General features: G+C 66.5%; 25 protein-coding genes. 3 read left to right on the forward strand and 22 right to left on the reverse strand.

The window, feature by feature from the left end; translation table 11 throughout:
- Positions 1 to 33 precede the first annotated feature (33 nt).
- The 3 genes from HLH29_RS09775 to HLH29_RS09785 form a co-directional block, all read right to left on the reverse strand.
- Positions 34 to 1,977, reverse strand: a complete 1,944-nt coding sequence (locus HLH29_RS09775; protein ID WP_246374079.1) for a putative bifunctional diguanylate cyclase/phosphodiesterase — start codon at positions 1,975 to 1,977, stop codon at positions 34 to 36.
- 207 nt (positions 1,978 to 2,184) lie between these two features.
- Positions 2,185 to 3,066, reverse strand: a complete 882-nt coding sequence (purU, locus tag HLH29_RS09780; protein ID WP_182966246.1) for a formyltetrahydrofolate deformylase — start codon at positions 3,064 to 3,066, stop codon at positions 2,185 to 2,187.
- A 69-nt stretch (positions 3,067 to 3,135) separates the two neighbouring features.
- On the reverse strand, positions 3,136 to 3,399 hold the full coding sequence (locus HLH29_RS09785; RefSeq protein ID WP_182966248.1) for a hypothetical protein: 264 nt from the start codon (positions 3,397 to 3,399) through the stop codon (positions 3,136 to 3,138).
- 151 nt (positions 3,400 to 3,550) lie between these two features.
- Here HLH29_RS09785 and HLH29_RS09790 point away from each other — a divergent pair, with 151 nt between their 5' ends.
- Positions 3,551 to 4,039: a DUF2721 domain-containing protein gene (locus HLH29_RS09790; protein ID WP_182966250.1), complete on the forward strand. Its 489-nt coding sequence runs from the start codon at positions 3,551 to 3,553 to the stop codon at positions 4,037 to 4,039.
- Positions 4,040 to 4,359: 320 nt separating this feature from the next.
- Entirely contained in the window at positions 4,360 to 4,491 is a 132-nt protein-coding gene (locus HLH29_RS19865; RefSeq protein WP_275943815.1) for a hypothetical protein, read from the forward strand.
- 243 nt (positions 4,492 to 4,734) lie between these two features.
- Here HLH29_RS19865 and HLH29_RS09795 read toward each other — a convergent pair whose 3' ends face one another.
- From HLH29_RS09795 to HLH29_RS09875, 17 genes are all read right to left on the reverse strand, one after another.
- The gene (locus HLH29_RS09795) at positions 4,735 to 5,691 is read right to left on the reverse strand and encodes an ABC transporter substrate-binding protein (protein ID WP_182966252.1); all 957 of its coding nucleotides are present in this window, start codon (positions 5,689 to 5,691) and stop codon (positions 4,735 to 4,737) included.
- A gap of 147 nt (positions 5,692 to 5,838) precedes the next feature.
- Positions 5,839 to 7,497 (reverse strand): ArnT family glycosyltransferase, encoded by a 1,659-nt coding sequence (locus HLH29_RS09800; RefSeq protein WP_182966254.1) that lies wholly within the window; start codon positions 7,495 to 7,497, stop codon positions 5,839 to 5,841.
- 173 nt (positions 7,498 to 7,670) lie between these two features.
- Complete coding sequence (locus HLH29_RS09805; protein ID WP_338030213.1) at positions 7,671 to 8,378, reverse strand: glycosyltransferase family 2 protein; 708 nt, start codon at positions 8,376 to 8,378, stop codon at positions 7,671 to 7,673.
- A 62-nt stretch (positions 8,379 to 8,440) separates the two neighbouring features.
- The gene (locus HLH29_RS09810; protein ID WP_182966256.1) at positions 8,441 to 8,935 is read right to left on the reverse strand and encodes a F0F1 ATP synthase subunit B family protein; all 495 of its coding nucleotides are present in this window, start codon (positions 8,933 to 8,935) and stop codon (positions 8,441 to 8,443) included.
- 31 nt (positions 8,936 to 8,966) lie between these two features.
- Positions 8,967 to 9,578, reverse strand: a complete 612-nt coding sequence (locus HLH29_RS09815; RefSeq protein WP_182966258.1) for a F0F1 ATP synthase subunit B family protein — start codon at positions 9,576 to 9,578, stop codon at positions 8,967 to 8,969.
- A gap of 14 nt (positions 9,579 to 9,592) precedes the next feature.
- Positions 9,593 to 9,817 (reverse strand): ATP synthase subunit C family protein, encoded by a 225-nt coding sequence (locus tag HLH29_RS09820; RefSeq protein WP_012224283.1) that lies wholly within the window; start codon positions 9,815 to 9,817, stop codon positions 9,593 to 9,595.
- A 56-nt stretch (positions 9,818 to 9,873) separates the two neighbouring features.
- Positions 9,874 to 10,623: a F0F1 ATP synthase subunit A gene (locus tag HLH29_RS09825; protein WP_182966260.1), complete on the reverse strand. Its 750-nt coding sequence runs from the start codon at positions 10,621 to 10,623 to the stop codon at positions 9,874 to 9,876.
- Positions 10,624 to 10,636: 13 nt separating this feature from the next.
- The gene (locus HLH29_RS09830; protein ID WP_246374081.1) at positions 10,637 to 10,978 is read right to left on the reverse strand and encodes an AtpZ/AtpI family protein; all 342 of its coding nucleotides are present in this window, start codon (positions 10,976 to 10,978) and stop codon (positions 10,637 to 10,639) included.
- 215 nt (positions 10,979 to 11,193) lie between these two features.
- On the reverse strand, positions 11,194 to 11,910 hold the full coding sequence (locus HLH29_RS09835) for a hypothetical protein (protein WP_182966262.1): 717 nt from the start codon (positions 11,908 to 11,910) through the stop codon (positions 11,194 to 11,196).
- A 112-nt stretch (positions 11,911 to 12,022) separates the two neighbouring features.
- Positions 12,023 to 13,600 carry a bifunctional phosphoribosylaminoimidazolecarboxamide formyltransferase/IMP cyclohydrolase gene (gene purH, locus HLH29_RS09840; RefSeq protein ID WP_182966264.1) on the reverse strand — a complete coding sequence of 526 codons (1,578 nt, stop codon included), beginning with the start codon at positions 13,598 to 13,600 and terminating at the stop codon, positions 12,023 to 12,025.
- Positions 13,601 to 13,822: 222 nt separating this feature from the next.
- On the reverse strand, positions 13,823 to 14,620 hold the full coding sequence (locus HLH29_RS09845) for an aminotransferase class IV (RefSeq protein ID WP_182966266.1): 798 nt from the start codon (positions 14,618 to 14,620) through the stop codon (positions 13,823 to 13,825).
- Positions 14,617 to 15,984 (reverse strand): anthranilate synthase component I family protein, encoded by a 1,368-nt coding sequence (locus HLH29_RS09850; protein ID WP_182966268.1) that lies wholly within the window; start codon positions 15,982 to 15,984, stop codon positions 14,617 to 14,619. The genes HLH29_RS09845 and HLH29_RS09850 overlap by 4 nt, the downstream gene beginning before the upstream one ends.
- A gap of 5 nt (positions 15,985 to 15,989) precedes the next feature.
- Positions 15,990 to 17,849 carry a phosphoenolpyruvate--protein phosphotransferase gene (ptsP, locus tag HLH29_RS09855; protein ID WP_182966270.1) on the reverse strand — a complete coding sequence of 620 codons (1,860 nt, stop codon included), beginning with the start codon at positions 17,847 to 17,849 and terminating at the stop codon, positions 15,990 to 15,992.
- Positions 17,836 to 18,156 carry an HPr family phosphocarrier protein gene (locus HLH29_RS09860; protein WP_182966272.1) on the reverse strand — a complete coding sequence of 107 codons (321 nt, stop codon included), beginning with the start codon at positions 18,154 to 18,156 and terminating at the stop codon, positions 17,836 to 17,838. The genes ptsP and HLH29_RS09860 overlap by 14 nt, the downstream gene beginning before the upstream one ends.
- Positions 18,157 to 18,162: 6 nt before the next feature.
- A complete protein-coding gene (locus tag HLH29_RS09865; RefSeq protein ID WP_182966274.1) occupies positions 18,163 to 18,615 on the reverse strand; it encodes a PTS sugar transporter subunit IIA in 453 nt (150 codons plus the stop codon).
- A complete protein-coding gene (rapZ, locus tag HLH29_RS09870; protein WP_182966276.1) occupies positions 18,612 to 19,667 on the reverse strand; it encodes an RNase adapter RapZ in 1,056 nt (351 codons plus the stop codon). Before rapZ ends, HLH29_RS09865 begins: the two co-directional genes overlap by 4 nt.
- A gap of 129 nt (positions 19,668 to 19,796) precedes the next feature.
- A complete protein-coding gene (locus HLH29_RS09875; RefSeq protein WP_182966278.1) occupies positions 19,797 to 20,249 on the reverse strand; it encodes an HPr kinase/phosphorylase in 453 nt (150 codons plus the stop codon).
- Positions 20,250 to 20,432: 183 nt separating this feature from the next.
- On the opposite strand from HLH29_RS09875, the gene HLH29_RS09880 reads away from it, so the two are divergent.
- Positions 20,433 to 20,666 carry a RidA family protein gene (locus tag HLH29_RS09880; RefSeq protein ID WP_246374083.1) on the forward strand — a complete coding sequence of 78 codons (234 nt, stop codon included), beginning with the start codon at positions 20,433 to 20,435 and terminating at the stop codon, positions 20,664 to 20,666.
- Between the two features lie 6 nt (positions 20,667 to 20,672).
- Here HLH29_RS09880 and HLH29_RS09885 read toward each other — a convergent pair whose 3' ends face one another.
- Together HLH29_RS09885 and HLH29_RS09890 are read right to left on the reverse strand one after the other, a co-directional pair.
- The gene (locus HLH29_RS09885; RefSeq protein WP_338029285.1) at positions 20,673 to 21,185 is read right to left on the reverse strand and encodes a UPF0262 family protein; all 513 of its coding nucleotides are present in this window, start codon (positions 21,183 to 21,185) and stop codon (positions 20,673 to 20,675) included.
- Positions 21,186 to 21,340: 155 nt separating this feature from the next.
- Positions 21,341 to 22,090: a fumarylacetoacetate hydrolase family protein gene (locus HLH29_RS09890; protein ID WP_182966282.1), complete on the reverse strand. Its 750-nt coding sequence runs from the start codon at positions 22,088 to 22,090 to the stop codon at positions 21,341 to 21,343.
- Between the last annotated feature and the right edge of the window lie 52 nt (positions 22,091 to 22,142).

Raw genomic sequence — 22,142 nt, forward strand, 5'->3', positions numbered from 1 at the left:
TGGGGCGTGTCGGGACATGCGGGTCGCCGTCACTCACTGCGGCTGGTTGATCTTTTCGAGAAACGGCCCGATCTCGTCCGCCGGGCAGGGCCGGCTGATCAGGTAGCCCTGGATTTCGGAACAATTGACCCCCTTGAGGTAATCGAACTGTTCCTGCGTCTCGACGCCCTCGGCCGTGGCGACGACATTCAGGCTTCCGCACAGGCTGGTAATCGCCCGGACGATCGCCGCGCCGTCGCTGTCGCCCTTATGCAGGTCGTTGACGAAACTGCGGTCGATCTTGATCCGCGTGAAGGGCAGGCTGTGCAGGAAGCTGAGCGACGAATAGCCGGTTCCGAAATCGTCCAGCGCGATCTGTATCCCCTGCTCGCGCAGGCGATTCAGAACGCAGGCGGCCCGTGGTACGTCGTCGATCATCGCGGTTTCGGTGATTTCGAGCTCAAGGCGCGATGGCGGGCAGCCCGTGCGTTGCAGTGCCGTCTCCACATTGTCGACCAGGCCGTCATGACGGAACTGCGCCGCCGATACGTTGATCGAGACCATGATATTGTCCGGCCAGTTCATCGCCTGCCGGCATGCCGTCTCCAGCGTCCAGGCGCCGATTTCGTGCATCAGGCCCATCCGCTCGGCCACCGGGATGAAATCGTTGGGAGGGATGAGGCCCTGTTGCGGATGCCGCCAGCGGATCAGGGCTTCGACCCCGACGATGCGCCCGCTGCTGACATTGAGGAACGGCTGGTAGAATAATACGAATTCTTCTTTCGCCAGCGCGTGGTGCAGGTCGCGTTCCAGGTCCATGCGCCGCTGGCGCAGCGTGTCGAGTTCCGGATCGTAGAAACAGATCCCGTCATCGCTGCCGCCCTTGGCGCAATGGAGCGCGACATCGGCCTTTGCCATCAGCGTGTCGCGGTCGTCGCCATCGGTCGGGAAACGCACGACCCCGATCGCGACCCCCACCGTCACCTCATGCTTGAGGACTGACATGGGACGGGAGAGGACACTGCGCAGCATCCGGGCAAACCGGCGGATCGCCTGGTCTCCCTGTTCCGAACGAAAGATCAGCGCGAATTTGTTGCCCCTTATGTGGGCGGCGATATCACCGACCCCCACCGTGCGCCGGACCCGCAACGCGGTGATCCGCAGCAATTCGTCGCCCGCCGCGTGGCCCATCGAATCGTTGACGCGCTTGAAGCCGAACAAGTCGAAATAGAGCATTGCAAACGGTTCGGATGCCCGTTCGCACAGCGCGCCCAGTTGCAGGCGCAGCCCCTGGAGATTGGCCAGGCCCGTCAGGTCGTCATGCTGTTCCAGGAAGCGCGCGCGATTTTCCAGCCGCCGAAGATCGGTGACGTCCCGGCACAGCAACAGGAACCGCCCGTCCAGCAGCCCGATCCAGGACAGGGCCAATGTGCGGCCCAGCCGCAGGATTTCGGTCGACCAGCCTTCGGGCACGACGGGCCGCGCCGCCTCTGCCATGGTCCATTCCGCACGGCAGAGCGCGGCCAGGATCGTTCGGGCGGGCCCGCCCGGCTCCAGGATATCCTCCGCCAGACCGGCCAGCGCACCGAAGCGTGCATTGTAATATGACAGGCATTGATTGGCATCGAACAGCGCGACGCCGTCCGGCAGCGCGTCCAGTGTCGCCGGCAGGTCCGACTCCGCCTGGGCCACAGCGCCCGGATCGTCCTGCGAGATCGCGACCGTCACCGGCATATCGGACTCTGCCGCCGTGCCGGACAGGGCATGGCGGCGGACGCGGACACACAGATGCAGGCCATCCCGGCGGATGAACAGCCCCGCATGGCCGCCAGGCGCATGCGCGTCGGGGACCGGAGCGCGAGGGGTGACGAGGAACAGATCGGCAAAGGGGCTGCCGATGACATCGTCGGCCGCGTGGCCGGTCAGCCGCTCGGCGTCCCGCGTCCAGCCCGTGACGCGCTCCGCCGGGTCCAGAAGGCAGACGAAATGCTCAGACATGGGTGCGTATCCCCAGAACGGGGACCGCGACATCACGGCCTGTCACCCGATTCAGATCTCTATCGAGAAACAATTAAAAAACCCAAATCGTACGTGCATGCCCCAATGCCTTCCGCACCGTGTCGCGGCAATCGAACCCGGAAAACCACAACAAAAAAATGTTAAGAAAATATATCGTTTGCCTACCAATCTACGGTGGAAATGCGATCAGTCTCCGAACACAACCGTCTTGGTGCCATTCAGGATCACCCGGTCGTCCAGGTGGCAGCGCACGGCGCGCGAGAGGACCCGCCGTTCGATATCCCGCCCCTTGCGCACCAGGTCATCGGGCGTGTCGCTGTGGCTGACACGTTCGACATCCTGTTCGATGATCGGCCCTTCATCGAGGTCGGCCGTCACATAATGTGCCGTGGCGCCGATCAGTTTTACCCCGCGCGCATGCGCCTGATGATAGGGGCGCGCGCCCTTGAAGCCCGGCAGGAAGGAATGGTGGATATTGATGCACTGCCCTGACAGCCGGGCGGACAGCGAATCCGACAGCACCTGCATGTAGCGGGCCAGTACCACCAGTTCCGAATTGGTCCGCTGCACCAGGCTCCACAATTCTTCTTCCTGTTCTGCCTTGTTGTCGCGCGTGACCGGCAGATAGTGGAAGGGAATGTCGCCCATGTCGATATGGGCATAGGTCTCGCGCGGGTGATTCGCGACGATTGCCGTTGGAAGCATGGGCAGTTCGCCGATCCGCCAGCGATAGAGCAGGTCCACGAGGCAATGGTCGAATTTCGAGACCATCAGCAGGACCCGGCGGCGCACCGCGCGGTCATGCAGTGTCCAGTTCATGCGGAAACGCGATGCCACGGCATCCAGCCGCGCCCGCAGCCATTCGGTGCGCTCGGCATCGGCCCGGCCGGTGAAGACGACACGCATGAAGAACACGCCGGTTTCGGTATCATCGAACTGCTGGGCCTCGATGATATTGCCGTCGGCTTCATACAGGGTGGTGGCGATGGCCGCCACGATGCCCGGCCGGTTGGGGCAGGACAAGGTCAATGTCCAGGTCGCCGATTCCTGCCGCCCATGATCCGTCATGCCGGACAATCCACGAACAGCCGCTCCGAAAAACTCACGCGCGATACCATAGGCGTCGCCTGCCGGAACTCAAGCCCCCCGGCTGCGGTCCGCCGGGGGCCGCACCGCTTTCCACGCGGCATCGAGCGCATCGGCCATCGTATCGAACGGTGCGCTCCATCGCTCTGCCGGGCAGTCGGTGCTGCCCGCCTCGCCGATCGCGGCGCGCCAGCGCAGGGCCCCCGCTGCGCCCGGCAGGCGCTCGATGCGCACCATCCGATCCTCGGGGATGCGCGACAGCAGGCGGGCCAGGCGTCGTTCCGGCGTCATGGGTGTTGCGTAATTATGAGACATCGGCCTCTCTCCCGGCAGCGAGGCTGGCGCGTCCGGCAGCCCCGGGCAAGCGGTTTCGGTTGCATCCGGCGCCCCGACCGGTTTCAACACGCATTGTCCCCCGCCGTCCGCCCCCGACCACAGGCGCAGAAGCAGAGTAAAAGGAGTCTCCGTGTCCCCCTTCCCCGGAATCCTGCCCGACGAACCGATCGACAGCGTCGCCCACCTGATCCAGACCGCGCTGACACCGATCTTCATGCTGTCCGGAATCGGAACGCTGCTGAACCTGTTCAATACCCGGCTGGCCCGGGTGTCGGACCATATCGAAAAGGCCAACGAAACGCTGGAGACGACGAAGGCGCCGACGGGGCGCCGCCATCTGCGCCAGCATATCCGGCATCTGCACCGGCGCACCCTGCTGCTGGATGCATCGATCCTGCTGGGGGCCGTCGGCGGCGCGTCGACCTGCGGCGCTGCCTTCGTGCTGTTTCTGGGCAGTCTGCGGGATTCCTCGGTGGCGTCGTGGCTGGTGGTGATGTTCGGCATGGCGCTGGTCTGCACCGTCGGGGCGCTGGCCTCGTTCCTGTGCGACAGCCTGCTTGCCTGGCACGGCCTGCGCATGACCACATCGTGGGCACGATCCGCCCATCCGAAAGGCTGAATACCCGGCCTGACAGCAGCCCGATTTCCTCATTAAAAATGCAACAGGCTGCAAAATAGGCAAATTGCCTATTTTGCAGCCTTATTTGTCGAACTCCCTGGCTGCCCGTCCGTGCCCCGCACAAAAAATCACCAGAATTGACCCGATTCGTTTTTCTGACCCATCGAAATAAACAGCGCACTGTTTACGAAGTGAACAGAATATTCATCGTTCGGTTACTATGCGTTTTTTAGCCATCTGGTCTCATCTTCTTTTGTATTGCGAGCGGCCGAATTTCGGTGTTGGTTCCGCCCCAACACCAACCCATAGGATTTCGGATAATGTTTATTCAGGAAATTGGCAACCTCGTCGCCAGCTCGATGAACGTCGCGTCGTTCCTGCCGCTGGTCGCGTTTCTGCCGATCGTTGCCATGCTGATGGTGGCCACCGCCGTCGCCGACCGCGTCGCCTGATGCGGCGGCCACGGCGGCCGGTCCCTTTGTGACCCACACCGTGGCCTGCATGCCTGCCTGATGGCGGGCTTATGATCCGGCCTGTGCCGGATCCGGATGGTTGTCCATCCATCCGGCGTCATCCTCGACGCCGCACGCCCAGCCCTGGATGAGCGGCCCCCCGGCTGGCTCTGTCCTTGGGGCGGGCCGTCCCCTGACGAGAAGCCGCCGCACGCTCTCCGGATTTGCTCCGCCCGCCCGTTGTTATGGCGTGCTGTCGGTCGGGTCCATGGCGTAGGTGGACAGGTCCAGCGTGCGATGCACCACGCCCTGGGCGCGCAGGAAATCCATGAACGTCCGATAGCGCCGCCCGTCGAGCAGGGCCGGCTGCTTGCAGACGCGCGGCAGCGTCGCCGTCCAGGCGGCGCGGTTGAGGGGTGTGTCCAGCTCCGGATGATCATGCACCGCCTGCGCCTGGATCTCGTCCGGGTGGTTCAGCAGGGCGTTGGTGCCTTCCTCCAGCGCCTGCATGAACCGGACGATCTTCCCGTCACGGGCATGATCACGCGGGGCCAGGAAAATCAGTTCGTCATTCAGCGGAACGCCATGTTCCTCGGGGTAGAAGGCGACCGGATCGAACCCCTTCTGTCGCAGGTCGATCAGTTCATAGGTCCGGGTGGCACCGATCACCGCGTCGACGGAATGCGACATCAGGGCCTGTTCAAGCTGGAAATTGACGTTGACCTGTCGCACGTCGGACAGCGACAGGCCGACCGACCCCAGCATCGCCGCCAGCACCGCGTCATCGACCCCGGCCATCGAGATCCCGATCGTCTTGCCCTTCAGGTTTTTCAATGATGTCAGGCCGGGGGCCGCGATCAGCGTATCCAGCGGCGTGTCGATCAGCGTACCGACCCGCACCAGCGGAATGCCCTGGTCGGCCAGCATGCCGAGCTGGGTTTCGTACGAGACCGCGAGATCGGCCTGGCCTGCCGCCACCAGCCGCGCCGGTGATCCGGGGTCGGACGGTGCGATCAGGCGCACCTGCAGCCCGTGCCGGCGGAAGGCGCCGCTATAATCGGCGGCCAGCAGGGCCGCGTGATCGGCATTGAGGAACCAGTCGAGGATCACCGTCACCGTTTCCGGCGCGTCGGCCCGTGCCGCCGGCAGGCTGAGGAACAGAAGCGGCACCATCATCAGCAGGCGGGACAGGGAGGGCATGTACGTTGGTTCTCTCTTTCTTCTTTTTCTGAAGAAAAGAAGCAAAAAGACTTTTATCCGTTCAGGGACATCCTTTGCCGCAAGCACAAGGCTTCTGAACGAATCAAAGTTTTTTGGTTCTTTTTTTCAAAAAAGAACACTCTTCCTTCACGGCGGCGTCGGGCCGAACAGGCCGATATCAAGATGCTTTCCCGTCGAATAATTCAACCCGGACACCCGGCCGAATTCGATCACATCCAGCCCATCCGCGTGAAGGCGGTCGCGGAATGCCGGTTCATCCTTCCGGTCCACCAGCGCCAGGCCGCAGGCCCGGTTGTCGCGCAGCACGTCCGCCGCCTCCCTGGGGCCGACCAGGACGGTGTTCTGCCCCACGAGGAAAACCAGGCTGGGCTCGGAGAATGAGGGCGAGACGACCAGCGTATCGGGGCATGGCCGGTAATCGTCGACCAGGGCCGCCAGGCGGGGGCTGAGCCAGATTGTCTTCAGGGCCGGAATCACGGTCAGGAACAGGCCGACATGAATAATGATCGCCGCCGCCACCGCCGACATCGCGGCCTGCAGGGCCCGACCACGGAACAGGAGCCAGGAAGCGACCGCCAGCAGCGGCAATGCACCCACGGGCACCAGCAGCGAGGCCGGCACGACATCATGTTCCAGCCGCCAGAGCAGCACCGGCCCGGCGACGGACAGGGCGACGCCAACCGCCAGCCACAGCGCGCCGTACAGCGCCAGCCCCGCGCGCGCGAGGCGCGACGCGGGCCAGTGCCAGCGGTCTTGCGTCGTCAGGATGGCCGCCGCCGCCAGCAGGGCGATCGCCGGGTAGGTGGGCAGAACGTAGTGAGGCAACTTGGTCGCGATCGCCTCGAACACCAGCCAGTGCGGCACGATCCAGCAGAGCAGGAACCGCACCGGCGGCGCATGGCGCCGGGCCCAGATGAAGGGCAGCGCCATCACCGCGAAGATGGACCCCGGCCAGAAGGCCAGGGCGAAGACCGCCAGGTGATAGCCCGGCGGCAGGCCATGCGCCTGCTGCCCGCTGGCAACCTTGCCGAGGAAGTTGGTGCCGACCGAGCGCGAGAAGAAATCGCCATGGCTGACCACACCGATCGCGATGCACCAGGGCAGGACGATCGCCAGCATCACCAGCCATCCCCACGCGGGCCGCAACCGGCGCCACCAGTCGATGCGCCGCTCCACCAGTGCCAGGGCCAGCGGCGTACCGAAACCGGGGATCAGGACCACGGGCCCCTTCAGCATCAGGCCCGCCCCCAACGCCGCCCAATAGAGCAGGGCCGCCGAAACCGGCGTGTCCCGTTCGCGTTCGCGATCCAGATAGGCACGCAGCAGGCCGGCTTCGGCCAGCAGCACCGTCAGCAGCAGGGTGCTGTCGATGGTGGCCATGCGGCCTTCGGCCGTCATCAGGACTGACACCGCCAGCAGGGAAGCCGCCAGCAGCCCACTTGCCGGGCCGAACAAGGTAGCGCCGATCCATGCCGTCAGCACCACCGAGGCGGTGGCCGCCAACAGGGAGGGAATGCGATAGGCCCAGACCGCGCGCTGTTCCAGCGTGCCGGTGGCGGCCACCGAGGCGGCCTCCAGCCAGTAGATTCCAGCGGGTTGCAGGTAGCGCGGCTTGTCCTGGAAACGGACATCGATGAAATCGCCACTGCGCAGCATCTGCGCGCTGGCTTCCATATAACGGGGCTCGTCACGGTCCAGGGGCGGCAGGCTTGCCCGCCCGGGAAGCAGAAGCAGGAAGGCGCCCAGAGCGAGCAGAAGATAATGACGCACGGTCAGCCGTGTCATCCGGCACGTCTCCTCGGGAAGGATCGGGACAGGGAAGTGCCCGGTCGAGGGTGCCGGACCGCGCCGGTCACGGCACCGATTAGAGCCTGCTTCAAAAGCCCACTGATGAATGGGCGGAAGCAAGGCGCGAACCATGCGCAGGCTACCGCCGGCGGACCTGCTGAAACAGGTTCTTACCGTTCGGTGAGCTGGCGCGGCAACCGCGTGCGGTTGATCAGCCATATCACGCCGAGCAGATCCCGGATTCCGACCACCGCGCGATTCAGATTGGTGTATTTCGACGATCCGTGCAGCCGGTTGCGGTGGCGAACCGGCTGGCAGAGCAGCGGCGTGCCGTAATGACCGAACAGGGCCGGCAGAAAGCGATGCACGCCCTCGAATTGCGGCAGGCGCAGGAAGTCCGCGCGCCGGAACAGTTTCAGCGGCGCGCCGGTATCGGGGCACCCGTCCCGCAGCAGACGCCGACGCAATCCATTGGCAAAGCGTGTCGCCAGGCGCCGCGACAGCCTGTCCTGCCGGCGCAGGCGGACGCCCACCACCAGAGGCGCCGGCCCCGGAGCCTTCAGCGCCAGGTCCAGCATGCGGACGATTTCCATGGGATCGTCCTGCCCGTCACCATCGAGAGTGGCGACCCACTGACCGCGTGCGGCCTCGACGCCGGTGCGCAGGGCGGCGGATTTGCCGAGCCGGCGATCGTGGCTGAGAATACGCAATTCCGGCAGCACCCCTTCTGCCCGGGCCGCGACCAGGGCCTCGACCGTACCGTCGGTGCTACCGTCATCGACGAATATAATTTCGCAGGGAGGGAGTGCGCGCGCGGCCTCGGCCAGTTCGACACAGACCGGGCGGATATTTTCCACCTCGTTCAGAACCGCCGCCACAATGGACAGGAGCGGTTCGGAACGGTCAGGATTGGAGGGCGCGACCAGTAAACCGGTCCCGCTCAGGCGGCGCGATGCGACAGGGCGGCCGGCAGGTCGGCGATCGAACGGTCGACGATCTGCTGCCCGGTCTCGGCCGGCAGTGCCAGGGCCAGCGCGTCGCGCGTGGCCTGGACCGCCACGTCGATCGCAACCTGGCGGACCTCGCGCACCGCGCTGCGCTCGGAGGCGGCGATGCGGTCGCGCGCCATCTGCTCGCGCCGGGCGGCCACGGCTTCGGCCTCGCGCCGCGCATCCTCGGCAATCCTGCTGGCTTCGGCCAGCGAATGCTCGACCAGGGCGCGGGCCTCGGCCAGCGCGGCCTCACGCTCGCGCGTGGCATCCTCGAGCATCTGCTCGGCCTCGCGACGCAGGCGCGCGGCCTCGTCGAGGTCGGCGCGGATGCGCTCGGCCCGCGCGTCGAGGGCGGTGGCCAGCGGTGCCCAGATCTTCCTGCCGAACAGGACGAAGAAAAGGAAGAAGGCGACGGCCGTCCAGAAACGGGGTTCGTGCAGCATGGTCTTGAACCTGTTCCTTACTGTGTCGCGATCAGAGGCCGCGCGCCGTGGCGGCGTGATCGACCGTCCGGGCCACCACATCGGCGGGCACCGACGTACCAGTCACCTGGCGCACCAGCACCTGCGCTGTCTCGTCCGCGATCTGGCGCAGCGACCCGAGGGCCGCCGTCCGGGCGGCCGCAACGCGGGCTTCCGCCTCATGAATCTCGGTGGCCAGGCGGGCGTTCATGTCCTGGGTCTGCCGCAGGGCGGCGAGGCGCGCATCCTCGATCACCTTGTCGACATTCGCCTGGGCCTCGGCCATCGCGCTGCGACGGGCCTGGTGCAGTTCGTCCACCGCGCTATCGGCTTCGGCCTTGGCGCGACGGGCGATATCCAGATCGTTGTCGATCGTCTGGCGGCGGCTGGTCAGCACCGCTTCGACCTTCGGCAGCGCCGACCGGCTGAGCAGCAGGTACAGCACCAGGAAGATCACGGCGCCCCAGACCACCTGGCCGATGACGAGGGGGTTGGAGAAATCCAGCTGAGGCATGCCCACGGCCCGCGCGCCCGGCGCGGCCATTACCATCACGGGCAAGGCCAGCGCGAGCGGCGTCAGGAGAGACGCCACCCGGCGGATGCTTGAGGCCGCGGAACGTGCCACGTTGGTCTCCGGTCTCAGACGAACAGGATCAGGAAGGCGATCAGCAGGGCATACAGGGCCACGGCTTCCGTCAGGGCGAAGCCGAGCATGCCCAGGCCGAACACGTGCGGGCGCGCGGCGGGGTTGCGGGCGATGCTGCTGACCAGCGTGGAGAAGATGTTACCCAGGCCGATGCCGACGCCGGCGAGGGCGATAACGGCGATACCGGCACCAATTTCCCGGGCTGCAGCGATGTCCATAGCGAGGCTTTCCTTGTTTGGTTCAGGCGTTCAAAAGGGCTGGGGCGGCGCCGCGGTCAGTGCGCGACTGCCTCCCGCAGATAGATGCAGGTGAGGATCGCGAAGACATAGGCTTGCAGCGCACCCACCAGCAATTCGAGCGCCATCAGCGCGACATTGATGACCACGGGACCGACGGCGAGCGCATCGCCGATCAGTCCGAGCCCGGCCAGCATGATCGTGAAGGCGGCGAACATTTCCAGCATCACGTGACCGGCCACCATGTTGGCGAACAGACGGATCGACAGGCTCACGGGACGGGACAGGAACGAGAGGATTTCGATCGGCACCAGCAGCGGCGCCAGCGCGACCGGCGCGCCGGCGGGCATGAAATGCGCGAAGAATTTCGCGCCCTGCGCCTTCAGCGAAACGATCACCGACAGCACGAACACCATCAGCGCCAGCGCGACGGTGACGGCGACATGGCTGGTGAAGGCAAAGGAGAAGGGCAGCAGGCCCAGATAGTTGCCGGCCAGGATGAAGAAGAACAGCGTGAAGACGAACGGGAAGAACGCGCGCCCTTCCGGACCGATCGTATCCACGGCCATGTTGTAAATGAAATCATAGCAGATTTCGGCGGCGGCCTGCAGGCGTCCGGGCACTACGGCCTTGGGACGCATGCCGACATACAGGAACGCCAGCACCGCGACCGATGCCACGATCATCATGAGGGGCGACTGACTGAAACGCAGCGCCTCGCCCAAGCCACCCAGAACGGGATGGAGCTCGAACTGACCCAATGCGTCGATGGTGGATCCGGCCGCCAACTTCGTCTTCCCTCTACCGCTCCGGCCCCGCGTGCGGGCCCGGCTTGTCCTCCAGGGCATCCTGTGGCCTGACCAGACGCCAGACATTCAGTACGCCCGCGGCCCCGCCCAGCAACGAAAACAGGATCAGGAATACCGGGCGACAGCCCAGCCATCGATCAAGCCCCCATCCCATCGCGACCCCGACCGCCAGGCCCGCCACCATTTCGGTGCCGGCCCGCAGAACAGTGCCCACGGTGGTTATATCGCTGCCTTGCAACGCTGCCTCGGCTGCCCGGTCGGGATTGTTCCGATCCATGGCCTGCTTCAGGCGCCTGTCGAAGGCCTGACGGGAGCTGTCCGTTTCCTTACCCAATTTTTACACCTCCAGGCGGGTGCAGGCGCTAGCTAACGACGCGGCAGAAACCTGTCAAGCAAACGCTTTTGTTTCAGGACACGGAAAAGAGGCGCCCCTGGTCTGTCACGCGCGGAATGGGTGACAGTTCCCGGCATGCACGCCCCCAAGGGCACGGACGGCACCTTATAAATGCGAAAAACGAATATCAGAGACGCTATTTTTGCATAAATAACTTACGGATGAACGCTGCCGCCCGGGATTTCATCATAGGCCGCGCTGCCGGGGAAGGGGCCGGCCACCGGTGCCGCCGCCGGGGCGACATGGATGGTCTGCTCCATCGACGGGCCGATCTCGCGGGCGTCGATGGCGGTTCCCAGCGCGCTGGTACTGCCATTCCCGACCGCATGAAGGGTCTGGCCGGGCTTCAGCCAGGCGGTCAGCCGCGCCGCTTCGGCGGGGGCGAGATGAACCGTGCTGTAATCCTGCATGACCGCGCCCACCAGCCGACCGTGCAGGCTGTAGAGCGGCGCGCGCACCGTGCCGTCCACCACGATATCGGGCCCGGACGTGGTGACCGGCAGCCGGGCCGAGATCGTCTCGGCGTCCTCGACCGCACGGCCGCGCTGGTCCTCAATCTCGTAGGCGCGGACGATCGGCAGGTCGCGGCCGCGCAGGCCGCGCACCGAAATCTTCTCGCCCGGCTTGACCAGGCTGGCCACCGCCAGCCCGAGTTCGTGCGAACACAGGATTTCGGTGCCGTCGGTCAGGATCAGCCCGTCGATGTCGCCGCCCGGCATCGGCAGATAATGCGCCACCGTGCCGGTGATGACCGGCAGAGGGGAAAAATCATAGGCCGAGACCGGCTGGCTGGCCGCCATCGCCGGTCCGGCGATCAGGGCTGACAGGCCGGCCACCGCCGGAAGAAGGTGGGAATGCCGCAAACTCGCCATGCCTGCTCTCGTCTCTGCCTGATCGTCTTTGTCATATCGTCCCGGTACGGTTCGGCCGGGCTGGATACTGAAATCCATCCCGGTCGACGCGGCAATCCCCTGAGGGAGAGGATCAGTGCCGGAAGTGACGCATACCTGTGAACACCATGGCGATGCCGGCACGGTCGGCGGCGGCGATCACCTCGTCATCACGGATCGAGCCGCCGGGCTGGATCACTGCGGTGGCCCCTGCCGCGATCGCGGCCTCCAGCCCGTCGGCGAACGGGAAGAAGGCGTCGGACGCCACCACGCTGCCGGCCGTCAGCTTCTGGTCCAGGCCTGCGGCGCGTGACGCTTCCGCCCCCTTGATCGCGGCGATGCGCGCGGAGTCCACGCGGCTCATCTGTCCCGCGCCGATCCCAACCGTGGCCTGGTCCTTGGCGTAGATGATAGCGTTCGACTTCACATGCTTGCACACGCGGAAGGCGAAGGTGAGGTCCGCCATCTCGGCCTCGGTGGGGGCGCGCTGCGTCACCACCTTCAGTTCGCCGGGGACGATGCGGCCATTATCGCGCGTCTGGGCCAGGAAACCGCCGGCGACCGAGCGGATGATCACCCCGCCCTCGGCCGGGTCGGGCATCGCGCCGGTCAGCAGCAGGCGCAGGTTCTTCTTGCGGGCCAGGATCTCCCGCGCCTCGTCCGTTGCGTCGGGCGCCACGATCACCTCGGTAAAGATCGCGGCGATGCGTGCGGCGGCCTCGGCATCCAGCGTCCGGTTCAGGGCGACGATGCCGCCGAAGGCCGAGACCGGGTCGCAGCGCAGCGCCAGGTCCCATGCCGCCGACAGGCTGTCGGCGGTCGCGATGCCGCACGGATTGGCATGTTTGACGATCACCACCGCCGGCGCGTCGAATTCCGCCACCGCCTCGAATGCCGCATCGGTGTCGTTCAGGTTGTTGTAGGACAGGGCCTTGCCCTGGATCTGCCGCGCTGTAGCCACGCCGGGGCGCTTGCTGCCGTCGGCGTAGAAGGCTGCCTGCTGGTGCGGGTTCTCGCCATAGCGCAGGCTTTCGCGGCGCTGGCCCGCCACCGTCAGGCGCTCGGGCAGCGCATCGCCGCGCTGGGCCGCGAACCAGGCGGCGATCGCGGCGTCATAGGCGGCGGTGCGGGCATAGGCAGCACCCGCCAGCGCACGCCGGGCCTCCAGCGTGGTGCCGCCTTCCGACAGCGCCGCGATGATGGCGCCATATTGCGCGGGGTCGGTCAGCACCACGACGTGATCATGGTTCTTGGAGGCGGCGCGGATCAGCGCCGGACCGCCGATATCAATATTCTCGATGCAATCCTCGGCGCCGGCGCCGGAGGCCACCGTAGCCTCGAACGGGTAGAGATTCACCGCGACCAGGTCGATCGGCGCAATCCCGTGCTGTTCCATCTGCACGACGTGCGCCGGCAGGTCGCGACGGCCCAGGATGCCGCCATGGATCTGCGGCACCAGCGTCTTGACCCGGCCGTCGAGGATTTCCGGAAAGCCGGTATGGTCCGACACCTCGGTCACGGGCACCCCGGCCTCGCGCAACGTGCGGGCCGACCCGCCGGTCGAGAGGATCTCGGCCCCATGCGCCACCAGGGCGCGGGCGAGGTCGAGCAATCCCGTCTTGTCGGAAACGGAAATCAGGGCACGGCGGACCGGCACTGGCGTCTGGGTCATCGCGGGGGCGGCCTTTCAGGATGGGGCAGGCAGGAAAGCCGCGTCCTTAATCCAAGCGGGTCCTGGGGGGCAACAGATGTGTGGGCAGGGTCGTCGAGTCCACGGGGAAGCTCTTCTGTTCTTTTTTGAAAAAAAGAACCAAAAAACTTTGGATTTCTTAAGGGAAATCCTGCGGACATCGTTGGATGCCAAACGAACGAAAGTCTTTTTGCTTCTTTTTCTTCAGAAAAAGAAGAGGCCCTGCCGCACCGCCGCAACCCTGTCCAGCGCCATGACCAAAGGCGCGCCATCCAGACTGACCACCGGCCGCACCGACAGGCTGTTGACCAGAATCATGCCGCCGGACAGGTCGGCCGGCATCAGCGATGCTTCCTCGACCAGACCTGCCGCCAGCAGCACGGCCCGGGCGATGCCGGGCAGCGCACCGTCCTCGACCGGTGGGGTCAGCAGACGCCCGTCACGCAGGGCCAGCACGGTGCTGACGGTGCTTTCGGCCACCCGGCCGGCGCCGTTCAGCAGCAGTGCGTCATCGGCTCCGCGCTGTTCGGCTTCCAGCCGGGCCAGGATATTGGGCAGATAATTCAGGCTCTTGATCCGCGACAGGGGGGAATCCGCGTCGCGCCGGATGCGGGTGCTGATGATCAGGTGCGCCGGCCCTGGCGCGGGGGTGGCCGGAAAGGGCACGATCAGGAGCGTTGGTTGTGGGCGCGGGGGCGGCAGCAGGCCGCGCGGGCCGCAGCCGCGCGTCAGTGTCAGGCGCAGCGCGCCCTCGTCCAGCGCATTCCGGCGCACCACCTGGCCCAGCGCATCCTCGATCGCATCCAGATCGGGTGCCGGAAACATGAGCATCTCGGCGCCGCGCCGCAGCCGGTCGAGATGGCGGGGCAGATGGGCGATATGGCCGCCGGACACACGCATGGTCTCGAACAGCCCGTCGCCCAGCGTCAGGCCGCGATCGGCGGGGTCGATCCGTGCCTGGTGCCGCGGGACCAGCCGGCCGTCCAGCCACAGGACATTCATGGCGCAGGCTCGGCCGGACGATCGCCGAACAGGGCCAGCAGGGGGGCGATCTTCAGGCACATTTCCGCATATTCCCGCTGGGGGTCGGACAGAATCGTAATCCCGCCGCCCGCCGCCGCCACGATCGTATCGGGGGTCGCGGCCAGGGCACGGATGATGACTGAACTGTCCATGGCACCGTCGGTTCCGATGCGGAAGACGATCCCGCAATAGGGCCCGCGATCCGAAGCCTCCAATTCATCGATGAGCCGCATTGCCTGATGTTTCGGGGCGCCGGTCACCGATCCGGGCGGCAGGGAGGCACGCAGCAGGTCGATGGCATCCTGTCCTGGCGCCAGCGTTGCCGCGACCTCGGAGACCAGATGGTGGAGATGGGCGAAGGTTTCGACCGACAGCAGTTCCGGCACGCCGACGCTGCCGATCCGCGCCACGCGGCCCAGATCGTTGCGCATCAGGTCCACGATCATCAGGTTCTCCGCCCGCTCCTTGTCGTCGGCGGCCAGTTCCGCCCGCTGGATGTCATCCAGTTCCGGCGTGGTGCCGCGTGGACGGGTGCCCTTGATCGGCCTTGTGCGGGCCACCCGGTCGCGCCCCAGATGCACGAACCGCTCGGGCGAGGCCGACAGCAGGCTGAACCTGCCCCCACACGCCAGCCAGGCCCCGAACGGAGCCGGCGAGGCCCTGCGCAGCGCCCGGTAGATGTCGATATCGGCCAGATCCGGCGGCCGTCTGGCGACATGCCGGCCGGTAATATTGACCTGAAAGATCTCGCCGGCCGCGATCCGCTCCACTGCCGCTGCCACGGCGCCGGCATAGTGTCCCGGTGAGCGGTCGGGAACGAACATGGCGCGCGGCAGGGCTGCCGGCGGCGGGGCCGATGGCAGCGCGGCCCATTCGGCATGGAATGCGTCGAACAGCCCCTCAGCGTCCGCACGGATCGTCGCCAGATGCACCTGGTGGCGCACGCGATCAAACAGCACCGCGTGGTCATAAAGGGCCGCCGCCAGGTCCGGCCGGGTGGGATCGGCTGCATGGCGGGTCGCGATCCCTTCCGCCCATCGCCCCACGCCGTAGCCGGCGAAGCCGATCACCCCGCCGGCGAACGGCCATGGCCCGGCATCCGCGACCGGCGCCATAGCCAGCAGGTCGCGCAGCGCCGCGAGAGGATCGGTACCATCCCCGGTGCGCCAGTCCAGCACATGGACGGGATGGCGGCACAGGATGACCCAGCGCGCGCGGGGTCCGGACTCGCCACCACTGTCCAGGCAGGCCAGCCAGGGCTCGTCCCGCCATGCCCACAGCACATCGTCCGGGTCCTGCCAGGGCAGGCCCATGGTCCGGACGGTGCCAGCTGGCCGGTCCATCGCCTTCAGGTCCCGGCGGCGAAATCGTCGATCAGGCCCGTCACCTCGGCCACGTCCGAGGCTTCCATCACCCGGTGGGCCAGGCGGCGGCAATCCTCGAAGGACAGGGCGCGCACCACCTTCTTGACCCGGGGCACGGCCGAGGCCGTCATCGAGAATGAACGCAGGCCCAGCCCGATCAGCAGCGGCACCACCCGCGGGTCGCCCGCGATCTCACCGCAGAGCGAAATCGGGCGGTACTGGCGCAGCGCGGCCTCGGTCGCGGCCTGGATCAGGCGCAGCACGGCCGGATGAAGCGGGTGATAGAGCGGCGCGACCTCCGCCGAGCCCCGATCGACCGCGAGCGTGTACATCGTCAGGTCGTTGGTGCCGATGGCCAGGAATTCGGCTTCCTGCGCCAGCGCGTCGCCCATGATGGCCGCTGCCGGGGTTTCGACCATGATGCCCAGCGGCGGCAGGGTGTCGCCCAGTTGGACGCCCTTGCGGCGCAGACGGCGGGCCACGCGATGATAGATCTCCCGCGCCTCGCGCAGTTCGGGCACGACCGTCACCATCGGCAGCATCACCCGCACCGGTCCGGCGACGGAGGCCTTGAGGATCGCGGCGAACTGGGTTTCCAGCACGGCGGGATAGCGAAGCAGCAGGCGCAGCCCGCGCATCCCCAGCGCGGGATTGATGGTATCGCCTTCCTGGCTCAGCCCGGCGCGCTCCAGGGCTTCGCTATGCTTTTCGCCCCCCCAGTCCACGACGCGGATCGTGGTCGTGTCGCCCGCCATCGTGCCGATGATTTCGGCATAGATCGCCGCCTGCCGGTCTTCGTCCGGCATGGTTGCGGCATTCATGAACAGGAATTCGGTGCGCAGGAGGCCGATGCCCGAGGCCCCGGACTGGGCGATCAGCGGCAGTTCGGCCGGCAGTTCCAGATTGGCCTGCAATTGCAGCTTCTCGCCGCTGGACAGGCGGGCGGGCAGACGGCGCAGGCGGCCCAGCGCCTGGCGTTCGCGCGCATGGTCCGCCACCCCGCGCCGCGCGGCCTCCAGCGTCTCCGCGCTGGGATCGATCACCACGTGGCCGGTCGTGCCGTCCACCACCATAGTCGCGCCGTCGCGCGCATGGGCGGTCAGCCCATGCGCGGCCAGCACGGTGGGAATTCCGAGTGCGCGCAGCATGATGGCGGTGTGGTCGGTCGATCCGCCCTCCTCGGTCGCGACCGCGACGATGCGTGACGGATCGATCAGGGCCGCGTCGGCGGGGCGCAACTGCTCGGCCACCAGCACCGTACCCGCGGGCATCGCGCTGAAGGACCGGAAGGGCGTACGGCCCAGATTGCGCACCAGGCGCTGGCCGATTTCGCGAAACTCTCCGGCGCGGCGCTGGGCGGCGGCCGCGTCTTCGCCGCCGATTTCAGCCCCGTCGCGCAGCAGGGCCTGGGCCAGGCTTTCGGTCTCCTCGCGGACGGCCAGTTCGGCCGTGCGTCCGTCGCGGACGATGCGTTCGTGAATCCCGCGTTGCAGGCGCGACGGGCCGAGCATCCGGCGATAGACCTCGAGCAGAGACCCGATCTCGATCTGGCCGTCCTCGGGCAGGATCGCCAGCCGGTCGCGCAGCCGTTCGATCTGGCGCACCGAGCGTTCGATCGCTTCACCCAGCCGTTCCAGTTCATGCTCCGGATTGTCGGTGCGGGCGGCGGCATCGATATCCGGCGCGGGGCTTTCCAGCACCAGCATCACCGGACCAATGGCCATGCCCCGGACCGTGGCGTCACCACTCAGGCGGATTTCGGGCGGCGCGGTCGCGGGGGCCGCGCCGCGCGGGCGCCGCCGCCGGCGGGGTGAAGTCTGGTCGGGCCCGTCAGTCGTCTTCATGGAAGCCAGCCTCGATCAGAGCCATAAGGGCCTCGATCGCCGCATGGGCATCCCATCCGGTGGCCATCAGCGTCACGGATTCCCCGCGACCGGCGCCCAGCATCATCAGTCCCATGATCGAGCGCGCCGACACCGTCTGGTCGCCACGCCGGACCTCGACATTCGCGTCGAACTGTTCGGCCACCGTCACCAGACGGGCGGCCGCACGGGCATGCAGGCCACGGCGATTGACCATCGCGGCGGTTACGGACAGGACATTCGGGTCCTGGGGATCAAGCCCGCCAGAAGACGTGTCAGTGCCGGACATGTGTCCTCAGCCGACCGCCGCCCGCTGCTCGCCCAGCAGGCAGCTCCGGGCGCCGCCCAGACATTGCGGCGGCAGGTGCGAGGCGGTGGAGATGTATTTGCGCCCGGCGCCTTCGGCCAGATCGGCACATTCCTCGAGCGTATGGGCGTTGCGGATCTGCGCCAGCTTGACCAGCATGGGCACGTTGACGCCGGCCAGGACCTCGACCCGCGCATTCTCCATCATGGAAATAGCCAGGTTGGAGGGCGTGCTGCCGAACATGTCGGTCAGCAGCAGGACGCCGTCGCCCGTGTTGACGCCGGCAATCATCTTTTCCAGGTCCACGCGTCGCAACACCGGGTCATCCCCGGCCTCGACATTCAGCGTCGCGAGCTGTTCCTGCGGTCCGACCACATGCTCCATCGCGCGCCTGAGTGTCTCGCCCAACGCGCCATGGGTAACGAGGACCATACCGATCATGAAGAATATCGCCCTTCCACGACGTCCGTCACAGGCTCCTTCGGCCGGCTGGCCCATCGCCAACGATATCTGCCTTGCCGCGCCAGTTCGCGATGCATGACGATAACCGACCATGCACCCTGCTCGTCCGTCCCTGATGAAGGGAGATCGGACGGCGCCACACCAATGTCAATACGAGGCGCCTTCGCTGGCCTCTCGCATGTTCCCGCGCATTCCGCAAGACGTTCGGCCAGGGCCTCGACGATCGTGACCGAACGATGCCGGCCCCCGGAACAGCCGATGGCGATGGTGGCGTATTTCTTGCCCTCGCGCACGAAGCGGGGCAGCACCAGCCCCAGCATGGCGTCGATCTGCTCCAGAAAGTGCGGATAATCCGGGTCGGCGGCGACATAATCCGCCACCTCGGTATCCAGACCGGTCTTAGTCGCCAACTCGGTGACGTAATAGGGATTCCGCAGGAACCGGGCGTCGAACACCATGTCGGCCTCGCGCGGCAGGCCGGCGGGAAAGGCGAAGGACATCAATGCCACCGTCAGGCCGCCGCCGCGCCGGTCGCTACGGGGGGCGAACCGCGTCTCGACCACCTGCCGCAATTCCGGCGGCGGCAGGTCCGACGTGTCGATCACCATATCGGCCGCCGCGCGCAGGCGGGCGGTGAGTTCGATTTCGGCCTCGATCCCTTCCTTGACTGCGCCGCGCATCGCCAGCGGATGGCGGCGCCGGGTGGCGGTGTAGCGGCGCAGCAGCACGCTTTCCTCGGCGGTGGCGTAGATCAGCTCGGCCTGCAGGCCGGGATTGACGCGCAGGCGCCCCAGCGCAGCCATGACGGCCGCCGCGTCGAAACCCCGGGTGCGCGAGTCCACGCCGATCGCCACCGGCTGTTCGGCGCGGGTCACGATTTCATCCAACATGCCCAGCGGCGGATTGTCGATCACCTCGTATCCCAGATCCTCCAGGATACGCAGGATCGACGATTTTCCCGCCCCGGACAGGCCGGTGACCAGCAGGATGCGGCGCGGCGCGGGTGCTCCGTCGAGTGAAGAATCCGTCACGGGAAATCCTGGCTGAACAAGGGCCGGACACCTTCGGGCACGGGAGCGGCCTGGATATCAGGCGGGCTCACGACACCGTCCCCCAAGCATGGGACACTGAAAGAACCGACATGGGAAGAGGCGCGGGGATTACAATTGCTCGAAGGTTAAAATTTCGCAACGCCCCGCCAGACCGTCAAGAGCCAGGTTGATCCGCGCCACAGCCGAGGGCAATGCCGGGTCCAGCCGGATTTCCGGCAGGCCGGTCAAAGGATCGTGCGCCGCCGCGGGCAAGCGGTCGGGCCTGTCCTCCGGCCTGACCAGCCGCACGGCCAGGACCGCGCGGGCTTCCGCCACGAACGGCAGGCGGGCGATCCCCATACCCCGGACCTCGATCAACCCGGCTAGCGCCGGGGGGGCCGATGCCCGGTCGTCCTCCAGGACCACGCGATCATCCGCCACCAGATCGTAGCCGGAATCCACCAGCCGCAGCAGCAGATCCGACTTGCCGATGCCCGATGGCCCCAGCAGCAGCACGCCCTGCCGGTCGCGCGCCGCGCAACTGCCATGAACCTGAATCTTTGACGAGTGTAATTGTTCCATGTCCGTTAAAATGACGCCTCAGGGTTGAAATTCACCGTGAACAGAATATGACGTTTTCGTTATCGATGTCCGAAGTGGGAGATCACGCACGGCATGACGGACCACGAGATCCACGTTCGGCATTTGACCGGGATCGATCCGCGAGCAACGGGAAACCCGCCCGGCCTGACGGAGCAATGCCGCGTGGCCCTGGACCGTGGCGCCCGTGCCCTGGCGCGCGACGGATACCGGCTGGAGGATGTGACGCGCATCATCTTCCTGATGCATGACACGGACGGTTTCCCGTCCTGCTTTCCGCTGCTGCGTGACGCGTTCGGCACCGGCCGGCCCGGCACCACCCTGCGGCTGGTCACGGAATTCGACAGCCCCGGCACCCTGATTGAAATCGAACTCGTGGTCGACCCCGCGCAGGTCTGAGCGCTGTCAGCGCCGCTGCTGGAGAATACTGGCCAGCGTGAACAGGCGGCGGGCGGTTTCGTTATCCATGTCGATCTTGTCGCGCAGGCGTTCGACCATCAGCGCGGCGCCATCATTATGCAGGCCCCGCCGCCCCATATCGATCGCCCGGATGCGCATCGTGTTCCCTTCACGCACCGCTTCGTCGAAACTGTCGACCAGCAGGACGTAATCCTTGATCAGGCGGCGGAAGGGGGTGAGCGAGATCCGATAGATGCGCAGCGGCCTGTCGCGCGCATCGCGCACATCGAAGACGAGGCCGTTGGTCTGAACCGACAGATGCAGGATGAACGGCCCGATCAGCCCTTCGGGCAGGAAACGGGCCGTCTGCTGCAGGTCGGCAATCGCCTGGTTGACGTCGTTCTGCCGCGCCCGGCTGTTCGTCAGCGCGTTCTCGACATCTTCAAGCACGACGCGCGCCAGCACTGTGGAACCGGTCGGCCCGCCGTCATGCGGTGGGTTGTCGGGTAATGGATGCACCGCCTCCCCTTTCCCTTTACTGCCCCGGCTCGCTCCCGCGGGGCAAGAGCCATGGCCAGTGAAGCATATTACACATCGTGCGTGGCGCCGACACGAGGGGATCGCAGGATAACGTCCCTGTCCCCGCGCCCGGTTGCGCGTGTTTCAGATTCCAGTCAGCAGGTCAGCGAAAGCGAACCCAGATGGGCGAACGCGGCCCGCACCCGCGTGCCGGGCTCGACAAAGACGGTCCCGGAGGTCGAGCCTGTGGTGACGATGGTGCCGGCCGCCAGCCCACCGGCATAGCGGGCGGCATGCGATGCCAGCCACACCAGCATGCGGATCGGATCGCCGGCGGAATTGCCGCCGGCATGATCGACCGCCACGCGACCGTCGATCGTGAGCGTCACCCGCTCTTGCGTCGGCATCAAAGCGTGCCAGTCCGTCAGAGCCGGGCCGACGAACAGGGCACCGTGGCTCTGCTGATCAGCCAGATGATCGAACGCGGGCTGGCTACCCGGCGTGACGAAACGGGTATCGAGGATTTCGATGGCAGGGTGTACGGATTCGATCGCATCACGCACATCCTGCACCGTATATGGCGCCTCGTGCGGCGGCAGGGCGCGGCCAAAACGATAGGCGATCTCTGCCTCCACCCCGATCAGGCGGCACAGGCCGCGCGGCAGGACCGTCGCCGTATCGAACAGGGTCGCATCCAGGATCGGGGCGGTGGCCGGTTCGGAATCCGGCGAAGGGGCCCCGACCTTCCAGCCGGCAACCCTGCCCCCCAGAGCCCGGAGCGTCGCATGCTGAATGCGATAGGCCTCGTCTTCCGAGGAAACATGATAGCCGCCGGGAAGAGAATCCAGCGGAGACGCCCCGGCCCGGACCCGAAGGAAGGCTTCAGCCAGTTGTTCGACAGACACCGTTACGCCTGCCCCACCGCATGTCTGAAACGGGCCTTTCCGTCGCGACCGG

This window comes from Gluconacetobacter tumulicola (assembly GCF_014174215.1).
Taxonomy (GTDB): Bacteria; Pseudomonadota; Alphaproteobacteria; order Acetobacterales; family Acetobacteraceae; genus Gluconacetobacter; species Gluconacetobacter tumulicola.